The organism is Tatumella sp. JGM91, from assembly GCF_018257575.1.
GTDB lineage: Bacteria > Pseudomonadota > Gammaproteobacteria > Enterobacterales > Enterobacteriaceae > Tatumella > Tatumella punctata.
Map to the genome: position 1 here is coordinate 1 of NZ_JAERJP010000009.1, position 21,768 is coordinate 21,768.

General features: G+C 51.6%; 18 protein-coding genes and 1 riboswitch. Of the genes, 8 read left to right on the forward strand and 10 right to left on the reverse strand.

Features of this window, described 5'->3' with window-relative positions:
- Window positions 1–135 precede the first annotated feature (135 nt).
- The 3 genes from rpoD to rpsU form a co-directional block, all read right to left on the reverse strand.
- On the reverse strand, window positions 136–1,977 hold the full coding sequence (rpoD, locus tag JK198_RS07625; protein ID WP_212708554.1) for an RNA polymerase sigma factor RpoD: 1,842 nt from the start codon (window positions 1,975–1,977) through the stop codon (window positions 136–138).
- 275 nt (window positions 1,978–2,252) lie between these two features.
- Complete coding sequence (gene dnaG, locus JK198_RS07630) at window positions 2,253–3,998, reverse strand: DNA primase (RefSeq protein ID WP_212708553.1); 1,746 nt, start codon at window positions 3,996–3,998, stop codon at window positions 2,253–2,255.
- A gap of 116 nt (window positions 3,999–4,114) precedes the next feature.
- On the reverse strand, window positions 4,115–4,330 hold the full coding sequence (rpsU, locus tag JK198_RS07635) for a 30S ribosomal protein S21 (protein ID WP_001144069.1): 216 nt from the start codon (window positions 4,328–4,330) through the stop codon (window positions 4,115–4,117).
- Between the two features lie 282 nt (window positions 4,331–4,612).
- On the opposite strand from rpsU, the gene tsaD reads away from it, so the two are divergent.
- Window positions 4,613–5,632, forward strand: coding sequence for a tRNA (adenosine(37)-N6)-threonylcarbamoyltransferase complex transferase subunit TsaD (tsaD, locus tag JK198_RS07640; protein ID WP_212708552.1), 1,020 nt, complete (start codon window positions 4,613–4,615; stop codon window positions 5,630–5,632).
- 32 nt (window positions 5,633–5,664) lie between these two features.
- Here tsaD and plsY read toward each other — a convergent pair whose 3' ends face one another.
- Window positions 5,665–6,282, reverse strand: a complete 618-nt coding sequence (gene plsY, locus JK198_RS07645; RefSeq protein ID WP_212708583.1) for a glycerol-3-phosphate 1-O-acyltransferase PlsY — start codon at window positions 6,280–6,282, stop codon at window positions 5,665–5,667.
- Window positions 6,283–6,385: 103 nt separating this feature from the next.
- On the opposite strand from plsY, the gene folB reads away from it, so the two are divergent.
- Window positions 6,386–6,745 carry a bifunctional dihydroneopterin aldolase/7,8-dihydroneopterin epimerase gene (folB, locus tag JK198_RS07650; RefSeq protein WP_212708551.1) on the forward strand — a complete coding sequence of 120 codons (360 nt, stop codon included), beginning with the start codon at window positions 6,386–6,388 and terminating at the stop codon, window positions 6,743–6,745.
- 212 nt (window positions 6,746–6,957) lie between these two features.
- Entirely contained in the window at window positions 6,958–7,776 is an 819-nt protein-coding gene (gene bacA / locus JK198_RS07655; RefSeq protein ID WP_212710331.1) for an undecaprenyl-diphosphate phosphatase, read from the forward strand.
- A 74-nt stretch (window positions 7,777–7,850) separates the two neighbouring features.
- Here bacA and JK198_RS07660 read toward each other — a convergent pair whose 3' ends face one another.
- Both JK198_RS07660 and JK198_RS07665 read right to left on the reverse strand, forming a co-directional pair.
- Window positions 7,851–9,068: a multifunctional CCA addition/repair protein gene (locus tag JK198_RS07660; RefSeq protein ID WP_212710332.1), complete on the reverse strand. Its 1,218-nt coding sequence runs from the start codon at window positions 9,066–9,068 to the stop codon at window positions 7,851–7,853.
- Between the two features lie 102 nt (window positions 9,069–9,170).
- Window positions 9,171–9,794, reverse strand: a complete 624-nt coding sequence (locus tag JK198_RS07665) for a TIGR04211 family SH3 domain-containing protein (RefSeq protein ID WP_212708548.1) — start codon at window positions 9,792–9,794, stop codon at window positions 9,171–9,173.
- A gap of 200 nt (window positions 9,795–9,994) precedes the next feature.
- Here JK198_RS07665 and JK198_RS07670 point away from each other — a divergent pair, with 200 nt between their 5' ends.
- From JK198_RS07670 to hldE, 3 genes are all read left to right on the forward strand, one after another.
- Window positions 9,995–11,311: an inorganic triphosphatase gene (locus JK198_RS07670; protein WP_212710333.1), complete on the forward strand. Its 1,317-nt coding sequence runs from the start codon at window positions 9,995–9,997 to the stop codon at window positions 11,309–11,311.
- An 89-nt stretch (window positions 11,312–11,400) separates the two neighbouring features.
- Window positions 11,401–14,190: a bifunctional [glutamate--ammonia ligase]-adenylyl-L-tyrosine phosphorylase/[glutamate--ammonia-ligase] adenylyltransferase gene (glnE, locus tag JK198_RS07675; RefSeq protein ID WP_249213284.1), complete on the forward strand. Its 2,790-nt coding sequence runs from the start codon at window positions 11,401–11,403 to the stop codon at window positions 14,188–14,190.
- Window positions 14,191–14,354: 164 nt separating this feature from the next.
- Window positions 14,355–15,785, forward strand: a complete 1,431-nt coding sequence (gene hldE, locus JK198_RS07680) for a bifunctional D-glycero-beta-D-manno-heptose-7-phosphate kinase/D-glycero-beta-D-manno-heptose 1-phosphate adenylyltransferase HldE (RefSeq protein ID WP_212708545.1) — start codon at window positions 14,355–14,357, stop codon at window positions 15,783–15,785.
- Between the two features lie 47 nt (window positions 15,786–15,832).
- Here hldE and JK198_RS07685 read toward each other — a convergent pair whose 3' ends face one another.
- On the reverse strand, window positions 15,833–16,117 hold the full coding sequence (locus JK198_RS07685; protein ID WP_212708544.1) for an accessory factor UbiK family protein: 285 nt from the start codon (window positions 16,115–16,117) through the stop codon (window positions 15,833–15,835).
- A gap of 183 nt (window positions 16,118–16,300) precedes the next feature.
- Window positions 16,301–16,449: riboswitch (FMN riboswitch) on the forward strand.
- 105 nt (window positions 16,450–16,554) lie between these two features.
- Here JK198_RS07685 and ribB point away from each other — a divergent pair.
- A complete protein-coding gene (ribB, locus tag JK198_RS07690) occupies window positions 16,555–17,211 on the forward strand; it encodes a 3,4-dihydroxy-2-butanone-4-phosphate synthase (protein ID WP_212708543.1) in 657 nt (218 codons plus the stop codon).
- Window positions 17,212–17,404: 193 nt separating this feature from the next.
- A complete protein-coding gene (gene ygiD, locus JK198_RS07695) occupies window positions 17,405–18,193 on the forward strand; it encodes a 4,5-DOPA dioxygenase extradiol (RefSeq protein ID WP_212710334.1) in 789 nt (262 codons plus the stop codon).
- Between the two features lie 42 nt (window positions 18,194–18,235).
- Here the strand turns inward: ygiD and JK198_RS07700 are convergent, their stop codons facing one another.
- The 3 genes from JK198_RS07700 to tolC all read right to left on the reverse strand — a co-directional run bounded on the left by JK198_RS07700 (window position 18,236) and on the right by tolC (window position 21,688).
- Entirely contained in the window at window positions 18,236–19,396 is a 1,161-nt protein-coding gene (locus tag JK198_RS07700; protein ID WP_212708541.1) for a glutathionylspermidine synthase family protein, read from the reverse strand.
- Window positions 19,397–19,404: 8 nt separating this feature from the next.
- Window positions 19,405–20,079 (reverse strand): DUF1190 family protein, encoded by a 675-nt coding sequence (locus JK198_RS07705; protein ID WP_212708540.1) that lies wholly within the window; start codon window positions 20,077–20,079, stop codon window positions 19,405–19,407.
- 136 nt (window positions 20,080–20,215) lie between these two features.
- On the reverse strand, window positions 20,216–21,688 hold the full coding sequence (tolC, locus tag JK198_RS07710; protein ID WP_212708539.1) for an outer membrane channel protein TolC: 1,473 nt from the start codon (window positions 21,686–21,688) through the stop codon (window positions 20,216–20,218).
- Window positions 21,689–21,768 lie beyond the last annotated feature (80 nt).

The following is a 21,768-nucleotide window of genomic DNA, read 5'->3' on the forward strand; positions in this document are numbered from 1 at the left end:
GGCATATGGATACCGGGATAATGACTACTTCTTCCTGAAGATAAAAGCAGCGTTCCCCGGTAAAACGCGATGAACCAAAAAAAAGCCTCATCCGTAAGATGAGGCTTCTGTTATTTAGCGTACCGCAGACGTTTGTCAGTCATCCAGGAAGCTGCGCAGTACTTCTGAGCGGCTCGGATGACGTAATTTACGCAGGGCTTTGGCTTCAATCTGACGGATACGTTCACGGGTCACGTCAAACTGTTTACCGACTTCTTCCAGTGTATGGTCGGTATTCATATCGATACCAAAACGCATCCGCAGTACTTTCGCTTCACGGGCAGTCAGTCCGGCCAGGACATCGTGGGTCGCTGAGCGCAGGCTTTCTGAAGTCGCAGAATCCAGCGGCAGTTCCAGAGTGGTATCTTCGATAAAGTCGCCGAGATGTGAATCTTCATCATCACCGATCGGTGTTTCCATCGAGATCGGCTCTTTAGCGATTTTCAGCACCTTACGGATTTTATCTTCCGGCATCAGCATCCGCTCTGCCAGTTCTTCCGGTGACGGCTCACGCCCCATTTCCTGCAACATCTGACGCGAAATACGGTTCAGTTTGTTGATGGTTTCGATCATATGCACCGGAATACGGATAGTTCTGGCCTGGTCTGCAATTGAACGGGTGATTGCCTGACGGATCCACCAGGTTGCATAGGTCGAGAACTTGTAACCGCGACGATATTCAAACTTATCAACGGCTTTCATCAGACCGATGTTACCTTCCTGAATCAGATCCAGGAACTGCAGACCACGGTTGGTGTATTTTTTCGCAATCGAAATAACCAGACGAAGGTTAGCTTCCACCATCTCTTTCTTCGCACGGCGGGCTTTTGCTTCACCGATAGACATACGGCGGTTGATATCTTTAACCTGCTCGATGGTCAGTCCGGTTTCTTCTTCCACCATGGACAGCTTATGCAGACCGCGTTCGACATCTTCTTCGACGTCCTGCAGTTTTTCAGACCATGGTTTTTTCAGTGCCAGGGCTGCTTTAAACCAGCTGTTATTCGTTTCGTTGCCGGTGAACAGGGTGATGAAGTTTTTCTTCGGCATTTTGCAGATTTCAACACACAGCCTCATAATGGCACGTTCCTGACCACGGACACGATCCATCATCTGGCGCATGTTGTTAACCAGATAATCAAACTGTTTCGGTACTAAGCGGAATTGCTTAAACACTTCAGAAAGATTCTGGATTTCTGCAATCGCATCAGCATGACTGCGACTTTTACTTTTAATCACCGTACGGGTGATTTCGTACTGGGTGCGTAATTCAGCAAATTTTTCACGGGCCAGTTCAGGATCGATAGAGTTATCGTCATCTGAACTGTCGTCATCTTCGTCGTCATCTTCGTCGTCATCATCACGATCTTCTTCAGACAATTCAGACCCGACGTGGGTTGCTGTCGGTGCCATATCTTCTTCGGCATTCGGATCGACAAAACCGGTAATGATATCGGAGAGACGTGCTTCTCCGGCTTCGACTCTGTCGTACTGTTCCAGCAGATAAGTGATGGCTTCCGGGTATTCTGCGACCGAGCACTGAACCTGGTTGATACCATCTTCAATGCGCTTGGCAATATCAATTTCGCCTTCACGGGTCAGCAGTTCTACCGTCCCCATTTCACGCATATACATGCGGACAGGATCAGTGGTCCGGCCAATTTCAGATTCCACGCTGGACAGCACCTGCGCGGCGGCTTCTGCTGCATCTTCATCAGTATCGGAACTGTTTTCATTCAGCATCAGATCATCGGCATCAGGCGCTTCTTCAACGACCTGAATACCCATGTCGTTGATCATCTGAATGATGTCTTCAATCTGATCGGAGTCGACAATATCTTCCGGCAGATGGTCATTGACCTCAGCATAGGTCAGATAGCCTTGCTCCTTACCACGGGTGACAAGTAGCTTCAGCTGTGACTGCGGGTTTTGCTCCATAAGACGGTATCCACACTTCTGTTAATGAGATTGGTGTTTGCCGGGGGTAGCCGGCAAATAACAGTAAAGGCGTTTCAGTGGCTGCGGCCTTCATCGCAGCAATGGGCATCTGCCCTCAGTAATCGGCAATTAAGCCGCGGGTAATCTTTTTGTCATCATTCGGGTTTCATTATACCGGAACCCGGCACTCTCTGTAGAAACTGGCGCATTTTTCGTCAGGATTTACATTTGTAACCTGGGGTCACCGGGCCGTACTGCCGCCGGTCACCTTAATCTTATTTTTTCGCCAGCGCGGTCAGTAGTGACTGTAACTCACGCCGCTGTTCACTGTTCAATCCCTGAGTTCGATCCCTGGCAATCAGCTGTTCAAGCCGTTGTTCCAGGGCAGAATCGTAAATACTGGCTAACGAATCACTGAACACCGCGTCAGCTTCGTCATCAACTATCATGTGGTTCCAGATCGCCAGACTTTCAAGGGACTGAGCCATTTTTGTATCGCGATAGTTTTCCAGTAACTGGGCAGTGGTCAGACCAGGGTGCGCTTTACAGTACTGTACCAGCTCAGCAAACAACGGCAGTCCGGCGATCCCTGTTTCCTGTAATCCTTCAAGAGAAGGCACTTTTTCTGCCAGGGCCGGATTTTGCAGTAATAACGCCACCAGAATACGCATGGTGGTTTTTTTCATGACCGGTGATGCGACAGCCGGTCTGGTGTCAGCCCGCGCCGGCAGTAATTTTTCCAGCTGGCGGTCATCAAGGATCCCCAGTTTGTTGCCCAGAGCCTGGCGTAAATAAATACGCAGTGTTTCGCCCGGGATCTGGCTAATCAGTGGCAGTGCCAGAGTACTCAGACGGGCTTTCCCGTCACGGGTACTCAGGTCGACCTGCGGCAGCAGGTTATCAAACATAAAGTCTGACAGGGGAACGGCCTGTTCCATCCGCTGTTCAAAGGCTTGCTTGCCCTCTTTGCGTACCAGCGTGTCCGGGTCTTCACCGTCCGGCAGGAACATAAAACGTAACTGACGGCCATCGGTAATATAGGGCAGGGCCGTTTCCAGTGCCCGCCATGCCGCATCGCGTCCTGCTCTGTCACCGTCATAACAACAAATAACCGTGTCGGTGTTTCTGAACAGCAGCTGGATATGTTCACTGGTTGTTGAGGTGCCTAGTGAGGCAACCGCATAATCGATACCAAACTGTGCCAGTGCCACAACGTCCATATAACCTTCAACCACCAACAGTTTCGCTGGCTGGTTGTGGGCCCTGGTCACCTCATAAAGTCCGTATAACTGACGTCCTTTATGAAAAATCGATGTTTCAGGAGAGTTCAGGTATTTTGGGGTATCGTTACCCAATACCCGGCCACCAAACCCGATCACTCTGCCGCGTTTATCGCGGATAGGAAACATGACCCGGTCGCGAAAACGGTCGTAACTCCGGCCGTTGTCATTGGTTACCAGCATACCGGCATCAATCAGGGACTGTTTGTCATCCTGATTTTTGCCAAAACGTTTGAGGACGTTGTCCCAGCCGGGAGGGGCATAACCAATGGCAAAGTTTTCTGTCACCTGCTGACTCAGTCCGCGGCTGTGAATATATTGCCGGGCCGGTTCAGCCTGTGGTTGTGTTAACGATGTCTGATAAAACTGGTTCAGTCCGTCCATCAGCTGATACAGGCTCTGGCGCTGATGTCGTTCCATCGGGGTGTCGCCGCTACCGCTTTCGTAGGGAACTTCCAGCCCGTTCATGGTTGCCAGCTCTTCGATAGTTTCGACAAACTCCAGACGGTCAAAGTTCATCAGAAAATCGATAGCGTTACCATGGGCACCACAGCCGAAGCAGTGGTAAAACTGTTTGTCACCGTTCACAGTAAAAGACGGCGTTTTTTCGTTATGGAAAGGGCAACAGGCGTGATAATTCTTGCCTTGCTTTTTCAGCTTAACGCGGGCATCAATAAGGTCCACGATGTCCGTGCGTGCAAGCAAGTCATTGATAAATATACGCGGTATTTTCCCAGCCATAGACTCCGGATCTTTAGCTTATAAACGACAACAAGCCGCGCTTCCTTTCGGAAAGCACGGCCTTTCACTTTACTCAGTCTGCGTTTAACACGCGGGGGAGCGGGCTCCCGGACAAATTAGTACAGACGAGTGCGGCGTGCGTTTTCGCGAGCCAGTTTCTTGGCGTGACGCTTAACAGCAGACGCTTTAGCGCGCTTACGTTCGGTCGTTGGTTTTTCATAAAACTCACGACGACGAACTTCAGCCAGAACGCCTGCTTTTTCACAGGAACGCTTGAAGCGACGCAGTGCTACGTCGAAAGGCTCGTTTTCACGTACTTTAATTACCGGCATGTAACTCTCACCTCGATAAATTCGATTTGTGCAGCTGGCTGCAGCGCCAGCTTATTTCAAAATGGTGCAGTATTTTACTCCAGCGGTAGCTGGCTTGTAAAGCACCATGAACAATTTCAAACCAACAAAGCGCTTAACGGCGCTGTGGTTGCCGGTTTTTTTCAGACCGCGGAGTATAGCCTATTCTTTGGCCGGTAAAAAATCTTTTTAATGAAATCCTGCGGCGTAGGCCAGAATTATTAGCTGTGGTACACTCCCGCGGCGAAATCAGAGGTGAGTGTGATGCGAGTTTTGGGTATTGAAACGTCTTGCGATGAAACCGGAATTGCAATTTATGACGATGAATCCGGTCTGCTGGCTAACCAGTTGTATAGCCAGGTCAGCTTACATGCCGATTACGGTGGTGTTGTGCCGGAGCTGGCATCGCGCGATCATGTCCGTAAAACGGTGCCTTTAATCCGTGCAGCACTGGCTGAGGCCGGATTAAGCGGTAAAGATATTGATGCTGTCGCCTATACCGCTGGCCCGGGACTGGTCGGTGCTTTGATGGTCGGAGCAACCATCGGGCGTTCCCTGGCACTTGCATGGCAGGTGCCGGCAATTCCTGTCCACCATATGGAAGGGCACTTACTGGCACCGATGCTGGAAGATAACCCACCGGAATTTCCGTTTGTGGCATTGCTGGTTTCCGGGGGACATACCCAGTTAATCAGTGTCACTGGTATCGGAGAGTACCAGCTGCTGGGGGAGTCAATTGATGACGCGGCCGGTGAGGCATTTGATAAGACTGCAAAATTACTGGGGCTGGATTACCCGGGCGGTCCTTTATTATCCCGAATGGCAGCTGAAGGCGAAGCCGGGCGTTTTACTTTCCCTCGACCGATGACCGATCGTCCGGGGCTGGATTTCAGTTTTTCCGGCCTGAAAACCTTTGCGGCTAATACTATCCGTAAACATGATGACGATGCACAGACCAGAGCAGATATCGCGCGGGCTTTTGAAGATGCGGTAGTGGATACGTTAATGATCAAATGTAAACGCGCGTTGCAGCAGACCGGATTCAGCAAACTGGTGATTGCCGGCGGCGTCAGCGCCAATAAGACGTTACGTGCGCGGATGGCAGAGATGATGCAGCAGCGGGGAGGCGAAGTGTTCTATGCGCGCCCGGCATTTTGTACGGACAACGGGGCAATGATTGCCTATGCAGGTATGGTGCGTTTTAAAGGCGGCTTTGACAGCGATTTAGGGATTACTGTACGTCCGCGCTGGCCGTTATCGGAATTACCTCCGCTGGCTCAGTGACAGTGTCAGACCAGCCGCAGATAATGGCTGGTTTACTGCTGGTCTGAGGAGCGATGCCGGGAGCGACGTTTCCACAAGCGATGCTCCCGTCCGCGCCATAACCGCTGGATATTGTCATGATGTCGCAGCAGGATCAGACAGGAAAGCATTGAGACCGGAAACGTGAATTGCGGCTTGAACCACCACACATAAAACGGGGCTATCAGGGCACTGATAATTGCCCCCAGCGATGAATAACCACTGAGTAATACCGTCAATATCCATGTCCCCATCATCAGTCCTGTCAAGTCCCAGCCGATCGGTGCTATGGCGCCGAGAGCGGTTGCCACGCCTTTCCCGCCCTGAAAATTGAAAAACAACGGATAAATATGACCGAGGCAGGCAGCGATCGCCGTCAGGCCGAGATAAAAGGGCGAAACATGCAGTGTGTACGCCAGCCACACCGGTAACATCCCTTTAAATACATCAAACAGTAATACAGCAACGGCTGCCAGTTTTCCGCCGACGCGCAAAATATTGGTCGCCCCCGGATTACCGGAACCCCGGGTACGTGGATCCGGATAACCGCAGATTTTGCACAGCAATATTGCGCCGGAAACGGAGCCGCAAAGATACGCAAAAAGGATCATACCCGCCGCGATTACTGTCATAATACCGTCCATACCTGTCCGTTGTTTGGGTTGCTGACTGGATAATACGCATAAAGCAGCGGAAGTGGTATCTGATAACCGTAAAAACACAGAGAGTAGCATCATGGATATAGTCTTTATTGAACAACTGACAGTATTTACCACCATCGGCGCCTATGACTGGGAACAGACAATCCGGCAGAAATTGTTACTGGATATTGAGATGGCCTGGGATAACCGGCAGGCGGCAAAGAGTGACGATGTGGCAGATTGTCTGAGTTATGCAGATGTCTCTGATGCGGTATTACAGCACTTACAGGGACAGCGTTTTGCGCTGGTAGAACGGGTGGCAGAAGAAGTTGCTGAGTTACTGATCCGTCGTTTTGCTCTGGAAGGCGTCAGAATAAAGGTGAGTAAGCCGGGGGCAGTGGCTCAGGCGAGTCAGGTCGGTGTACGTATCGAACGTGGCGTTATTCCTAAATAACCAGTAACTGGTATTAAATAATTGCCATCAAAATGAAACCCGACCAGAGTATTAATTGTCTTTACGTCCGGGTGCTTGCTGACCGGGATTATCTGTTGTACGCAACAGACCGGCCACAGCCCCGCAGACGATATAACGACTGACGGATGTCGTCCGTGTCCGGATGAGCAATTGTGGTGTTTTTATCGGGTGGATTTGGAGAGGGTATTTTGATGGCGGATATGCATCACCTGTTGATCGCGGCTATTCTGGGGATGGTTGAGGGGCTGACTGAGTTTTTACCAGTTTCTTCGACCGGTCATATGATTATTGTCGGCTACTTACTGGGATTCGAGGGTAAAACTGCGGATACTTTTGAAGTGGTTATTCAGTTGGGGTCTATTCTGGCGGTGGTGGTTATGTTCTGGCGCCGGTTATTTGGCCTGGTAGGGATTCATTTCGGTAAAGTCCCCCACCAGGGCAGGGGAAACGGACACCTGACACTGATCCATATTCTGCTGGGGATGATCCCCGCGGTAGTGCTGGGATTGATATTACATGACCGGATAAAGTCCCTGTTTACACCGCTGAATGTGATGTATGCCTTAATCGCCGGTGGCATTCTGCTGTTACTGGCCGAGTACTTTAAACCAAAACAACCGAAGTCCGTTGGCCTGGATGATATCACTTACCGGCAGGCGTTTATGATTGGCTGTTTCCAGTGTCTGGCCTTATGGCCGGGTTTTTCACGCTCAGGAGCGACCATTTCCGGAGGGATGCTGATGGGGATCAGCCGCTTTGCGGCGTCCGAATTTTCGTTTCTGCTGGCGGTGCCGATGATGATGGGAGCAACAGCGCTGGATCTCTACAAGAGCCTGGGTTTCCTGACCCTGAGTGATATACCTATGTTTGCTACCGGGTTTATCGTCGCTTTTCTGGTGGCATTGGTGGCAATTAAAGTTTTCCTTGAACTGATAAAACGCATTTCGTTTGTGCCGTTTGCTATCTATCGCTTTATTCTTGCAGCAGTAGTCTATTTTATTTTTACCTGACAGCGCAGCCGTACGGGGACCGATTACCGTCCCTGTACGGCGTGTATGGCTGCGTTGCACCACTGAGCTGATATTTATGGACAGGAAGGGCGAATGGCCTGAATACGTCGCCGGGTCAGCTCATGACGAATATCGGGGCCTTTAAAACCCGCTCTGACGATGTCGGTGACGGGAACTGCGGCAGCCAGATTATATAACTCTCTGATAAACATCGCCTGTGGATATTGCTGCTCCGTCAGCCCTTTACGTCCGCGGGCATCTGCTTCGCTGGCAATCGTCAGTTGTTCAAGCCGCTCCGGTTTCCGCCATACATCAATCCGGTCAAACAGACGGATAATGTTCTCTGCCGGCTGACGCTGGACGGTATGAATCACATCATGAAACTCGGTGATGACTAATGCCAGATCGCGGAAGTGATTAGGCACTTTCAGACGCAGGCACAGGGCGGTTACTAGCGGTAAACCGGCAATGCCGTGGCCGGGATGAGACGGCAGCAGTGCTTCCGGCGTCAGTGCTTTACCGGCATCATGAAACAGGGCAGAAAAACGGATGGCCGGGTCTTCTGTCAGTCTGGCAGCCATAGCCAGTGTCATCAGACTATGGATACCGGTATCGATTTCCGGATGCCATTTGACCGGCGCAGGGACCCCGAACAGATTATCCAGCTCCGGAAATAATATTTTCAGAGCACCGCACTGGCGTAACACCCGGAAATACACTTCCGGTTGCCGGACAGTCAGGGCTTTTTCTGTTTCTTTCCAGACCCGTTCGGCGGTCAGATGTTGCAATTCTCCGCTGCCGGAGAGTTGTGTCATCAGCGCCATGGTCTCTTCTGCAATCGTAAATCCCAGGTCGGCAAAACGGGCGGCGAATCGGGCGACCCGCAATACCCGCAGCGGGTCATCAACAAAGGCCGGAGAAACATGGCGCAACAGACGCTGCTGCAGATCCCGCTGGCCGTGCCAGGGGTCAATGATTTCCCCGTGGTTGTCCTGAGCCATGGCGTTAATCGTCAGGTCGCGCCGCTGCAAATCTTCTTTCAGGGTGACATCCGGGGAGAAACAGGTCGTAAATCCCGTATAGCCGTGGCCGGCTTTTTTCTCGGTGCGGGCAAGGGCATACTCTTCATGACTGTCGGGATGTAAAAAAACCGGGAAATCCCGGCCAGCCTGCTGATAGCCTTCAGACAGCAGCGCCTGCGGCGTGGCACCGACCACCACCCAGTCCCGATCTTTGACCGGCAGATTAAGCATGGCATCGCGGACGGCACCACCGACCAGATATGTTTTCACTGTATCACTCCTGTGTTTCTCCGTCGTTCCCGCATACGGCTGAGATTAGCTGGCGGAAGCGGCTGTACAGAACAGTAAATTCCGGGACGTCCCGGCCAGCAGTCAGCGCATCCAGCGATCGTTACTTTTACGGCGTGGCATCATACGTGGCAGTAACAGACCGATTAATAGCCCCAGTCCCATTACACCACCGCCATACATAAACCATTGCATGATAATCGCACGTTGCTTGTCATCCAACTGAACATTAGCGGCATCGACTTTTTTCTGTGCCACAATCAGTGCATTCTTCAGGTTCTGATTTTCCTGTTTCAGTGTGTTAATTGCTCCGTCACTGCCCGCTACCTTTTTCTGCATATCGGCAGTACGCTGATTCCAGCTGGTATCAATATTCGCCAGCTTATCAGTGAGATCTTTTACCTGTTGTTGCAACTGCGGTACCTGAGTACGCAGACTGGGGGTTTCACTCAGCTGAGACAGGGGGATCCAGTTAGTACGGCCCTGGGAGTCGCGGATTTCAGCATACTTAGTGTCCGGGCTGGACTGCAGCAGTGTTACTTGTTCACCGGCATTCAGTTTACCGACCAGGCGATACTGGTCACCGGGACCACTGCGTACCCAGGTTGACAGTTCATCGGAAATGTAACGGGTAGTATCAGCATGAACCGCAGGGGCTATACTACTGAAAGCCAGGAAAAAAAGGCCAGTGCGTGTAAGTTTATTCATTAGACGTCGTTTTTGCATAGTATATGGGTAAATTTAATGCCACAGTCTGGAGAGGGGCTGTATAGAGATAAATGAGAACTTTCCTGTTCTCGGCGATGCTAAAGCCTAACAAATCAAAGACAGTGCGTCTTTACTGGATTACTCTGGAAGCGGAGTAATTTAACGGTTTATTGATAGTAATTGTGACATTCAGAGATTCTATGACCATCGAAACAGAACTAAAGTTCATTGCCAGTCCGCTGGCTGCCTCACAACTGGCAGACCGTCTTAATGGCTGGCCTCACCAGCACTCTGCGCCTCAGGCTTTGGCAAATATCTATTTTGAAACGCCTGATAATCAGTTACGCCGCTGGGATATGGGGTTACGGATCCGCGGTATCAATCAGCACTATGAAATGACGCTGAAAACCAGCGGCCAGACGATTGGCGGATTACATCAGCGTCCGGAATTTAATGTCAGCTTAGCTGACGACACTCTGGATATTCGCTTATTGCCGGAAAGTGTCTGGCCGGAAGGTATTGATGTTACGGAACTCCAACAGCGACTGCAGCCCTTGTTCCGTACGGATTTTGTCCGTGAGAAATGGCTGGTGAGTTGTGGTGACAGTGAAATTGAAGTGGCTTTTGACCAGGGCGCTGTCATTGCCGGAGAGTTGCAGACTCCGCTGTTTGAAGTGGAGCTGGAGCTGAAAAAAGGTACACGTCAGGCACTGATGGCATTTGCCTTTGAGTTAATTGCCGGCGGCGGACTGCGGCCCGGCAGTCTGAGTAAAGCGGCCAGGGGCTATCATCTGGCTCAGGGAAATCTGCCGAAAAATGTCCGTCCGTTCCCGCGGGTGCAGGCAGAGAAAAAACTGACCTGTGAACAGGGCCTGCAAACGATGTTGTCTGTATTGCTGAATGAATGGCAATACCATGAAGAGTTATGGCTGGAAGGTAACAAAGAGGCCGGCGTGCGGGTGCGGGAGATACTGTTAGGTATCCGGGAAGTGTTTACCCTGTTTGGCAGCATGATCCCCCGTAAAGCCACTGGCCGGTTACGTGAATTATTGCTGACCCTGGCGCAGTCAGCGGTTGACAGCCCTGCTGAGGAGCTCTGTTTCTCTGCTGCCTCGGCAGAAACCCAGTTAGCACTGACTCACTGGCTGACCGAGCAACCGTGGAAAGCCGTACTGGAAGAGAAACACCGTAAAAAACTGCAGGGCTCTTTTAAACGTTTTTGTGACGTGATGCTGGGCCGGGTGGTGGCGGAACTAAAAGGCACCACGGCTGAAGTTAGTCAGCCTGCAGGGTATCAGGATAAAGCTCAGCGTATTCACCGGCAGATACTGGCGGTTTGCCTGTTATGCGGAGCCTATCCGCTGACAGCCGTCGATGAGTGGCTGGCGCCATGGTGGCAGGTATTACAGCAAATTCATCAGGAACGTTATCATGACCTGCCGTGGACGCTGCGTTCATTGCATCGCCAGGCAGCGTTCTGGCTTAACGGTAATGAACCGGGCAAAGTCAGCGAATAACATCAGACCATTTCATCAGATATCACAGGGAATATAGTATGTTGCCGTTACCTTTACTGATGCAGGAGCAATACAGGAAAGTGGCAGAAATGCCCGGTTTTCCATTGTTGCCTCCGGGCGAAGATGCGTGCGCCGTTCTGGCATTCAGTGATTTTGTAGCAGAAAGCCTGCTGCAGCATCCGGACTGGTGGCGGCGACTGCAACAATATCCGCCCGCACCTGATGAATGGCAACAGTATCGGTTATGGCTGGCTGAGTGGCTGGAAGGTGCCGACAGTGAGGCTGCAGTTATGCAGGCCTTACGTCATTTCCGACGTTATATGATGGTCAGAATCGCCTGGATGCAATCGCTGTCGGTGGCGACGACCCGGCAAAGCCTGTTACAGCTGAGCGAACTGGCGGAAGTATTAATTATTGCCGCACGTGACTGGGTTTACCGGCAATGCTGTCTCGAATGGGGAACCCCCTGCAGCCATGAAGGTGTCGAACAGCCATTATATATTCTGGGTATGGGGAAGCTGGGTGGCCGTGAACTGAACTTCTCTTCGGATATTGATTTAATCTTCGCCTGGCCTGCCGCGGGAACCACCCGCGGCGGAAGGCGGCAACTGGATAACACCCTGTTTTTTACCCGTATGGGACAGCGGCTGATTAAACTGCTGGATCAGCAAACGCCGGAAGGTTTTGTCTATCGGGTGGATATGCGCCTTCGGCCTTTTGGCGACAGCGGGCCGCTGGTGATGAGTTTTGCTGCACTGGAGGATTATTACCAGGAGCAGGGGCGTGACTGGGAACGTTACGCCATGGTAAAGGCTCGTATCCTGGGACAGTCGGATAATGAGGGATATCAGGAACTGCAGCAGATGCTGCGGCCTTTTGTCTACCGGCGTTATATTGATTTTAGTGTGATCCAGTCATTACGTACCATGAAAGGGATGATTGCCCGCGAAGTACGTCGTCGTGGCCTGACCGATAATATTAAACTCGGTGCCGGAGGGATCCGCGAATGTGAATTTATCGTTCAGGTATTTCAGCTAATCCGTGGCGGACGTGAGCGTTCACTTCAGCAACGTTCCTGGCTGGCAGCGCTTGATTCTGTCGCCAGTCTGGGCTTGCTGCCCGGCCAGCAAGTGACCCGGTTAAGCGATGCCTATCTCTGGCTGCGGCGGCTGGAAAACCTGTTGCAAAGTATTAATGATCAGCAAACCCAGACCCTGCCTTCCGATACTCTGTACCGGCAACGGCTGTCATGGGCGATGGGTGAACAGGACTGGTCTGGCCTGTGTACTACCCTGGCTCAGCATATGGAAAATGTGCGTACTATTTTCGATGAATTAATCGGGGAGGATGTCCCGGGGGCCGCAGAACAGAGTGAACTGAGTGATTACAGTGAATTGTGGCTCGGGGATTATCATGCCGGGGAATTACAGCCCCTGACACCCGGACTTGATGATCAACAGCGGCAGCGGCTGCTGAAACAGTTGCATGATTTCCGGCAGGACGTCGCGCGCCGGACTATCGGGCCGCGTGGCCGGCAGGCTCTCGATCAGCTGATGCCCCGTTTGCTGGCTGAGCTCTGTGGCGGCCCGCAGGCCGATGAAACGCTGCACCGTTTGATTCCGCTACTGAGCGGCGTGCTTACCCGCAGCACTTATCTGGAACTGCTGACAGAGTATCCCGGTGCATTGTCGCATCTGATCCGGCTGTGTGCTGCTTCACCAATGGTCGCGGATCAGCTGGCTCGTTACCCGTTGTTGCTGGATGAGTTGCTGGATCCTGCCACCCTGTATCATCCGCCGGCTATCGATGCTTACCGTGATGAGTTACGCCAGTACCTGATGCGTATTCCGGCAGATGATGAAGAACAACAACTGGAAGCATTACGTCAGTTTAAGCAAACTCAGCAGTTACATATTGCTGCAGCTGATATAGCCAGAACGCTGCCGGTGATGAAAGTCAGTGATCATCTGACCTGGCTGGCGGAAGCTATTCTGGAAATGGTGGTCCGCCAGGCATGGAATATGATGGTTGCCCGTTACGGGCGGCCCTGCCATCTGAGTGATCCGCAGCAGTACGGTTTTGCAGTCGTGGGGTATGGCAAACTGGGTGGGCTGGAACTGGGGTACAGCTCAGATCTTGACCTGGTTTTTTTGCATGATTGCCCCGAAGATTCTTCGACTGACGGGCCACGTAGCATCGACAGTCGCCAGTTTTATCTGCGTCTGACACAGCGCATTATGCATCTGTTCAGCACCCGTACTGCCTCCGGTATTTTATATGAAGTGGATGCCAGACTTCGTCCGTCAGGTGCGGCTGGGATGCTGGTCAGTACTTTCAGTGCATTCCACCAGTATCAGCGTGAAGAGGCCTGGACCTGGGAACATCAGGCCCTGGTGCGGGCACGGATTGTCTTTGGTGAACCGGCCCTGGCGGAGCGTTTTAACGCTATCCGTCGTGATATTCTCTGTCTGCCAAGACAGGCACAAACACTGCAAAAAGAAGTCCGGGAAATGCGCGAAAAAATGCGTCAGCATCTGGGGAATAAACATAAGGGGCGCTGGGACATTAAGGCTGACAGTGGCGGTATCACTGATATTGAATTTATCGCCCAGTATCTGGTGCTCAGTCATGCATCCCGTCAGCCTGAACTGGCCCGCTGGCCGGATAATGTGCGGATCTTTGAGGCGATGGCCGCTGCCGGTATTATGCAGGAAGAAGAAGCGGCACAATTGACGGCCACCTATGTCACTTTACGGGATGCCTTGCACCAGCTGGCATTGCAATCTCTGCCTGCTGCGGTTGCTGCGGATTTATACTCAGTACAACGGCAGACAGTCAGCCAGAGCTGGCATCACTGGCTGGCACAGTCACCCGTATAAAGCAGCGCAACTTTTCCGTCTGTCTGTTGCCATAGTTAAGATTTATTTTCAGGGCAGGTAACCCGGCCCGCCGATTTGGTTTGCAGATAACAGCTACCTGCGGGTGTTTATGTTATTATCGGCAAAATTTTTTAGTCTGGTTTACACGCTCTGGAGTCTCTGGAATGAAAGTAACGCTGCCTGATTTTGGCCGTGCGGGTGTATTGGTGATTGGTGACGTTATGTTAGATCGTTACTGGTATGGACCGACACAACGAATATCTCCTGAAGCCCCGGTACCTGTGGTTAAAGTAGAAACGATAGAAGAGCGGCCTGGCGGTGCGGCCAACGTCGCAATGAACATTGCCGCGCTCGGAACGGCTTCACAAATTATCGGGTTAACCGGTGCCGATGACGCTGCAGCCACCCTGTCCCGCACCCTGGAAAAAGTGCATGTCGGGTGTAATTTTGTCCCGGTAAGCACGCATCCGACGATCACTAAATTACGTATTCTGTCGCGTAATCAGCAGTTAATTCGTCTCGATTTTGAAGAAGGGTTTGAAAATATTGACCCTGAGCCGATTAATCAGCGGATGCGGGAAACCGTCGGTAAAGTCGGAGCAGTGGTGCTTTCCGATTATGCCAAAGGTGCCTTATCTGATGTACAGACGCTGATCCGTCTTGCCCGCGATGCCGGGGTTCCTGTATTGATTGACCCGAAAGGCACTGATTTTGAGCGCTATCGCGGCGCCACACTGCTGACACCTAATCTGTCCGAATTCGAAGCTGTGGCCGGTAAATGCCGTAATGTCGATGATATCATTGAGCGGGGGATGGCGCTGGTGGCGGATTATGAATTATCCGCTTTACTGGTCACCCGTTCAGAACATGGTATGACCTTATTACAACCAGGGAAAGATCCTGTGCATTTACCGACCCTGGCACAGGAAGTTTATGATGTTACCGGAGCCGGAGATACGGTGATAGGGGTGCTGGCAGCATCGCTGGCAGCCGGTTGCTCTCTGGAAGATGCCTGTTTCCTGGCGAATGCCGGTGCCGGCGTGGTCGTCGGAAAACTGGGTACTTCGACAGTCAGTCCTGTTGAGCTGGAAAATGCAATTCATGCCCGTCCGGACAGCGGCTTTGGTGTGATGAATGAGCAGCAACTGAAGTCTGTGGTCGAACAGGCCCGTGCCCGTGGTGAAAAAGTCGTCATGACGAACGGCGTATTCGACATTCTGCATGCCGGTCATGTTTCTTATCTGGCAAATGCCCGTAACCTCGGCGACCGGCTGATTGTTGCGGTGAACAGTGATGCTTCGACCCGCCGTCTGAAAGGAAGCAGTCGTCCGGTGAATCCGCTGATTAACCGCATGACGGTTCTGGGGGCACTGGAAGCTGTAGACTGGGTGGTTTCCTTTGAAGAAGATACTCCGCAGCGTCTGATCGGCGAAATTTTACCGGATTTGCTGGTCAAAGGCGGTGACTATAAGCCGGAAGATGTTGCCGGGGGAAAAGAGGTTGTGGCGAACGGCGGAGAGGTGCGTATTCTTAATTTTGAAGACGGTATCTCGACAACCAATATCATCAGGACCATTACCAGCCGTCAGTCCTGATCGTTCAGCAACAAGATACGGGGACCACAGGTCCCCGTATCTCTGTACTAGGCGTCAGTCTCTGACGGTTTTTGTTCTGTGGCCGGTACCGAAGCTGCTGCTTCCAGGGCATTCAGCCGGAGCTCCAGCGCTGCCAGTTTTTCACGGGTGCGCAGCAATACCTGAGTCTGCACATCAAACTCTTCGCGGTTAACCAAATCCATACGGCCAAGCTGGGCCTGTAGTACCTGACGGATTTTCTTCTCGACGTCACCGCCTAAATTGCGGATCCCTTGTGGCATCGCATCCTGTACCTGGCGGGCGAGTTGTTCAATTTTCTTAGCATCAATCATGACAGATTCCTGTGGTGGTCGCCCTGAAGCGAATGAGGCGCCGCCGCTGGCCGCCTCCTGAATAAGACAAGTGTAATCCCTCAGCCGTCAACGGGAAACCTATAAATTAAACCGCAGTAATGGTTAATAACTTTTAGCCGTCCGGTGATTGCCGTTTTTTACAATAGGGGATATAGTGAATTTGCTTATTCTCAGGGCGGGGCGAAACTCCCCACCGGCGGTAAATCAGTTTTCACTGAAAGCCCGCGAGCGCTTCAGCCTGTGGCTGAAGGTCAGCAGATCCGGTGTAATTCCGGGGCCGACGGTTATAGTCCGGATGGGAGAGGGTAACGATATCTGACGGACCTGACCGGTTCTTACCGTTATTTTTTGTCTTGCTGACATTCCTCCTAAGCTGCCCTGGTTCTGGTAACATTTATAACTAAAGGGTTTTTACCATGAATCAGACACTTCTTTCTGAATTTGGCACGCCTGAACAGCGTGTGGAACGTGCATTTTCCGCACTGCGTGAACGACGCGGGGTGATGGTGCTGGACGATGAAGATCGTGAAAACGAAGCAGATATGATCTTCGCAGCCGAAACCATGACCGTGGAGCAGATGGCGCTGACCATCCGTCATGGCAGTGGCATTGTATGTCTGTGCATGACCGAACAGCGTCGTCGTCAGCTTGATCTGCCGATGATGGTAGAAAACAATACCAGTGCTTATGGTACCGGCTTTACAGTAACCATTGAAGCGGTTCAGGGCGTAACGACCGGTGTATCGGCCAGGGATCGTATCACAACTATAGGTGCTGCCATTGCGGACGATGCACAGCCTTCCGATTTGAATCGTCCCGGCCATGTCTTCCCGTTGCGTGCCCGTGAAGGCGGTGTACTGACCCGTGGCGGACACACAGAAGCAACTATTGATCTGGTGCGTCTGGCCGGTTTTAAACCGATGGGTGTACTTTGTGAACTGACCAATGATGACGGTACGATGGCGCGGGCACCGGAAGCGATCGCTTTTGCGAAACAGCATGATATGCCGGTAGTGACTATCGAAGATCTGATTGCATGGCGGCAGCAACACGATAATCGTCAGGCAGTCTGAGACCCTGTACTGCAGTAGCATACCATCAAAAAAGCTGACCGGAGTGTCAGCTTTTTTATTATAACCAATTGATTGTTCTTCGTATTATTTCATTCAAATTCTCTGAATATGATCATCATTATCCCCCGCGTGTGTTCCTGATAAAAAAGCGTATGTTGGTATGCATTAGAAAGCTGATTTGCGGAGTTTATTTATGACAGGTTCACGTATGCCGGCTGTATTCCTCGGCCATGGCAGCCCGATGAATGTGCTGGAAGATAATCGTTATACTCAATGCTGGCAGGCGCTGGGGGAAGCATTACCACGACCGACCGCCATTGTTGCCATTTCTGCTCACTGGTATACCCGTGGAACGGCGGTAACTGCAATGGCGGAGCCACGGACGATCCATGACTTCGGTGGATTCCCTCAGGCATTATTTGATACCCGTTACCCGGCGCCGGGTTCACCGGCCCTTGCGGCACAGGTTGCCGAATTATTAGCGCCGGTGCCGGTAACGCTGGATCAGGAATGGGGACTGGACCACGGGTCATGGGGAGTACTGATAAAAATGTATCCGGACGCATCCATTCCGGTTGTGCAGCTCAGTATTGACGGGACTCAGCCAGCCGAATATCACTTTGCTCTCGGTCAGAAACTGGCCGCCCTGCGTGAACAGGGCGTCATGATTGTGGCCAGCGGTAATGTGGTGCATAACCTGCGTAAAGTACGCTGGGAAGGCGGATCCGGGGCTTATCCCTGGGCTGAATCATTTAATAATTTTGTGCGGGAAAATCTGCACTGGCAGGGCGACAGGGCACAGCATCCGTTAGTTAACTTTATGCAACATGAGGGCGCGGTGTTGTCTAATCCTTCCCCTGAACACTATCTGCCCTTGTTGTATGTGCTGGGGGCGGTATTACCGGGCGATAAAATTTCAATACCGGTCGATGGTATTGAAATGGGGTCACTGAGTATGTTGTCGGTGCTGGCTGACTCATGAATGATAAAACCAGGGGCAGCAAACGCGCCCCTGATAGCTGTTTCAGCCGGTAAAACAGTGCGGATAGAAGCGTGACAGGTCCTGGGTAATCAGTTGCTTATCTTCACGCAGTCCTATACCGGCAGGCTGGTCATCGATTAGCCAGCTGCCAATCACCGTATGATTACCGTCAAACTCGGGTAACGGATGATATTGCTGGATAATGGTGCCTTCTTCACCGTAAGGCCCGTCGGCACTGGCTATCTCACGGCCCTGATCGATAATCCGGATATTCGAGCCTTCGCGGGAAAATAGCGGTTTAATAACATATTTCTCCGGCAACGGCGGGTTATCTTCGGAAAACCATGCCGGCAACAGATTAGGGTGGCCGGGAAACATTTCCCAGAGTAATGGCAGGATGGCTTTATTTGAGATAATGCTTTTCCATGCCGGTTCCAGCCAGCGAACCCCGGCATCGGCCAGTTTCATTGAGAAAGATTCCCTGAACATAAATTCCCAGGGGTAGAGTTTGAACAGATTACTGATCACCTGATCCTGAAGATCAGTAAACTGCCCTTTTTCACCGAGGCCGATATCATCAATATACAGAAATTCGTTTGGCAGCCCGGCCTCACTGGCACAGTCCTGTAAATACTGAACTGTGGCCCGATCTTCGCTGCTGTGCTGGCAGCAACTCAGATGCAGGCTATTGAAGCCAGAATGTTGCTGTAGCTGACGGAATCGGTCGATCAGTTTTTCCTGAAGACTGTTAAACTGATCACTGCCTGCCGGTAGCTGCCCGGCAGCCATTTGATCCTCCAGCCAGATCCACTGAAAAAAAGCCGCTTCATATAAGGAAGTGGGAGTGTCTGCGTTATTTTCCAGTAACTTAGCATCACCGCTGCCGCCCCAGGCGAGATCCAGTCGTGAGTAAAGTGACGGTTGCCGGTTGTGCCAGGACTCGCGGACAAAATCACGGACATGTTTCGGGATCCGGAACTTATCCAGTAACTGTTCACTGGCGATGACGCGCTCTGCGGCCTGTAAGCACATCTGGTGCAATTCAGCGGTGACGTCTTCCAGATATTCGACCTGTGGCAGGGTAAAGCGGTAATAGGCATCTTCACTCCAGTAAGGTTCTCCGTACAGGGTGTGAAAATTAAAACCATACTCTTCGGCTTTACTGCGCCAGTCCGGACGTTCAGTTATGGGCAGGCGTTGCATAATACAGTTTATCCTCCGAAAGAACGGGTACTGCGCGTTGTGGCAGGGCTGCGGCTGGCCGGGCTGGCAGCATTACGCTGCATTGTATTCTGGCGGGCAACCGACTCACCAAAACCACCACGGGTAATGGTCGATGTGGTGGCCGGTTTGGGGGCCATCGCACTTTTTGGCACTGTCGCGGTACGGCCGCCGGTGGCAGGCCCATAAGATTTTCCTGAGGCATCAACAAATTGGCCGTTGGCTGGGCTGGCGGCATTACGCGGTGTAAACAGTGGCTGAGACATACCGCCGCCCATCATCCGTCCCATCATATAACCTGCCATCAGTGGCATCCAGAAACTGCCACTTTGCTGAGGCTCTGCTGCGGTTGATGCCTGTGCCGGTGCCTTCTGGCACTGATTTTCGCCGAACTCCGCCACGCAGTCTTCACGGCTGGCATACTTTGGTGCTGTGCGGGCTGCTTCTTTCACCGCATTATTATAAGCCGAATCACACTGTGCCTGCTGGCCGGGGTTTGCTTTACTGCATTGATCGGCATTCATATACATAGAGACATTTTCATCTTTTTGTTCGCAGCCGCTAAGCATAAAAACTGCCGAAATAGCGACTGCGACCGGCGTCAGATGACGCGCCTGCCAGCTTTTACGGAATGCTGCATGGCGGATATTTTTTGTCCGTTTCATTTTATTTTTCCATAGCCCAAAGGTCAGGCCTAAGGATAGGGGAAGGGCGGTTAAAAATGAAGCTGGGAGGCTGATGCTGAGGGGATCTTTACGTTGTTATACGTTTGCCGGGGCGAGGATCCCCGGCAAATACAGACTACTGACGGAAAGGGTTACCACTGTGACGCGGGGTGGCTGGTTTCCTTTCTGCTGCCGGTGTTGCTGTTACCGGAGCGTTATTGCCATCGGCTTCCGCAACCTGCTGCGGATTTTCCGGAGCAACAATATCCGGAGAGGTTGGTACTTCCGGGCCGAGCTGAGCGTTTAAGGCGCCGAGATCCTGCTCATTCAGGGTACCTAATGCATATTTAATATTCAGCTGATTAATCAGGTAGCTATAACGTGCATCTGCCAATTGCTGGCGTGCATTGTACAGGGTGGTGGTTGCATCCAGTACATCAACGATAGTCCTGGTGCCGACCTGGTAGCCGGCTTCCATGGCATCGAGGGAACTTTTCGCCGAAACCACTGCCTGTTTATAAGCATTGATGCTGCTGATTGATGCATTCACGTTGTTAAACGATGACCGGACAGTCTGAACCGCAGAACGGTGTGCGCTTTCCAGTTTCTCGCTGGCGCTGACAAAGCTGAATTCCGCTTGTTTGACCTGAGAGGTCACAGAGCCACCGCTATATAACGGAATAGACAAGCTCAGACCAATCTGGTTAGACCCGGAAATGGAATCCTGGTTAGAACTGGTAGTATGAGCACGGCTGCCGCCATATTTGCTGTTGGATAAGCCGGTCGATGCCGTCAGACCAAGGGTTGGCATATGTCCGGTTTCAGCATATTTAATTTGTTCGCGAGCTAAATCCTGCGACAGACGGGCAGACAACAATGACAGGTTATGATTGTCGGCTTGTTTCAGCAGTGAATTAACGTTTTCCGGTTTTTCGGTTCTGAAGCGTTCCGTATTGACGGAAGCCAGTGCATTGTAATCATTACCTGTCACCTGACGTAATTTCTCGACCATATTATCAAGATTATTACGAGCTGTGACTTCACTTGCCAGCACCGTATCGTATTGCGCCCGGGCGTTTTGTACGTCAGTAATCGCTACCAGACCGACATTAAAACGCTGGGTGGTCTGATCTAATTCACGATAGATAGACTGTTTCTGTGCTTCAGTATAAGACAGGGTATCAATCGCATTCAGTACATTAAAATAGGCAGTTGCAGTATTCAGAATCAGTTCCTGTTGCGCTACCTGATAGGTAACATCCTGAATACCTGCTGTTTTTTCCTGTAATGTCAGGGCGCGCCATTTAGACATATCAAAGATTGTCTGGGTAAGCTGTAACGATGCGCTGGTGGTATTTGAATGAATACCGCTGTTATCCCGGTAACCGCTATTGAAAGCGTAATCTCCGCCCAGACCTAACTGAGGTAACAGCGGGCTGCGTGATTCATTGATTTTTTCAAACGCGGCATCACGATCGGCGGCAGCACTGCGCAGGTCCGGATTCGAAGTACGGGCCTGTTGATACACCTGGAGCAAATCTTCGGCCTGGCTAAGTTGTGAAAAGCCGGCAAAACTCAGGCTAATGATAACTGGGAGCAATTTTTTCATTTGCATTCCTTGTATTGCAGCGAAATTGCATAAATGGTGCTGTCGGGAGCCAAAAAATAATCAGCGATTCTATCAGAGTA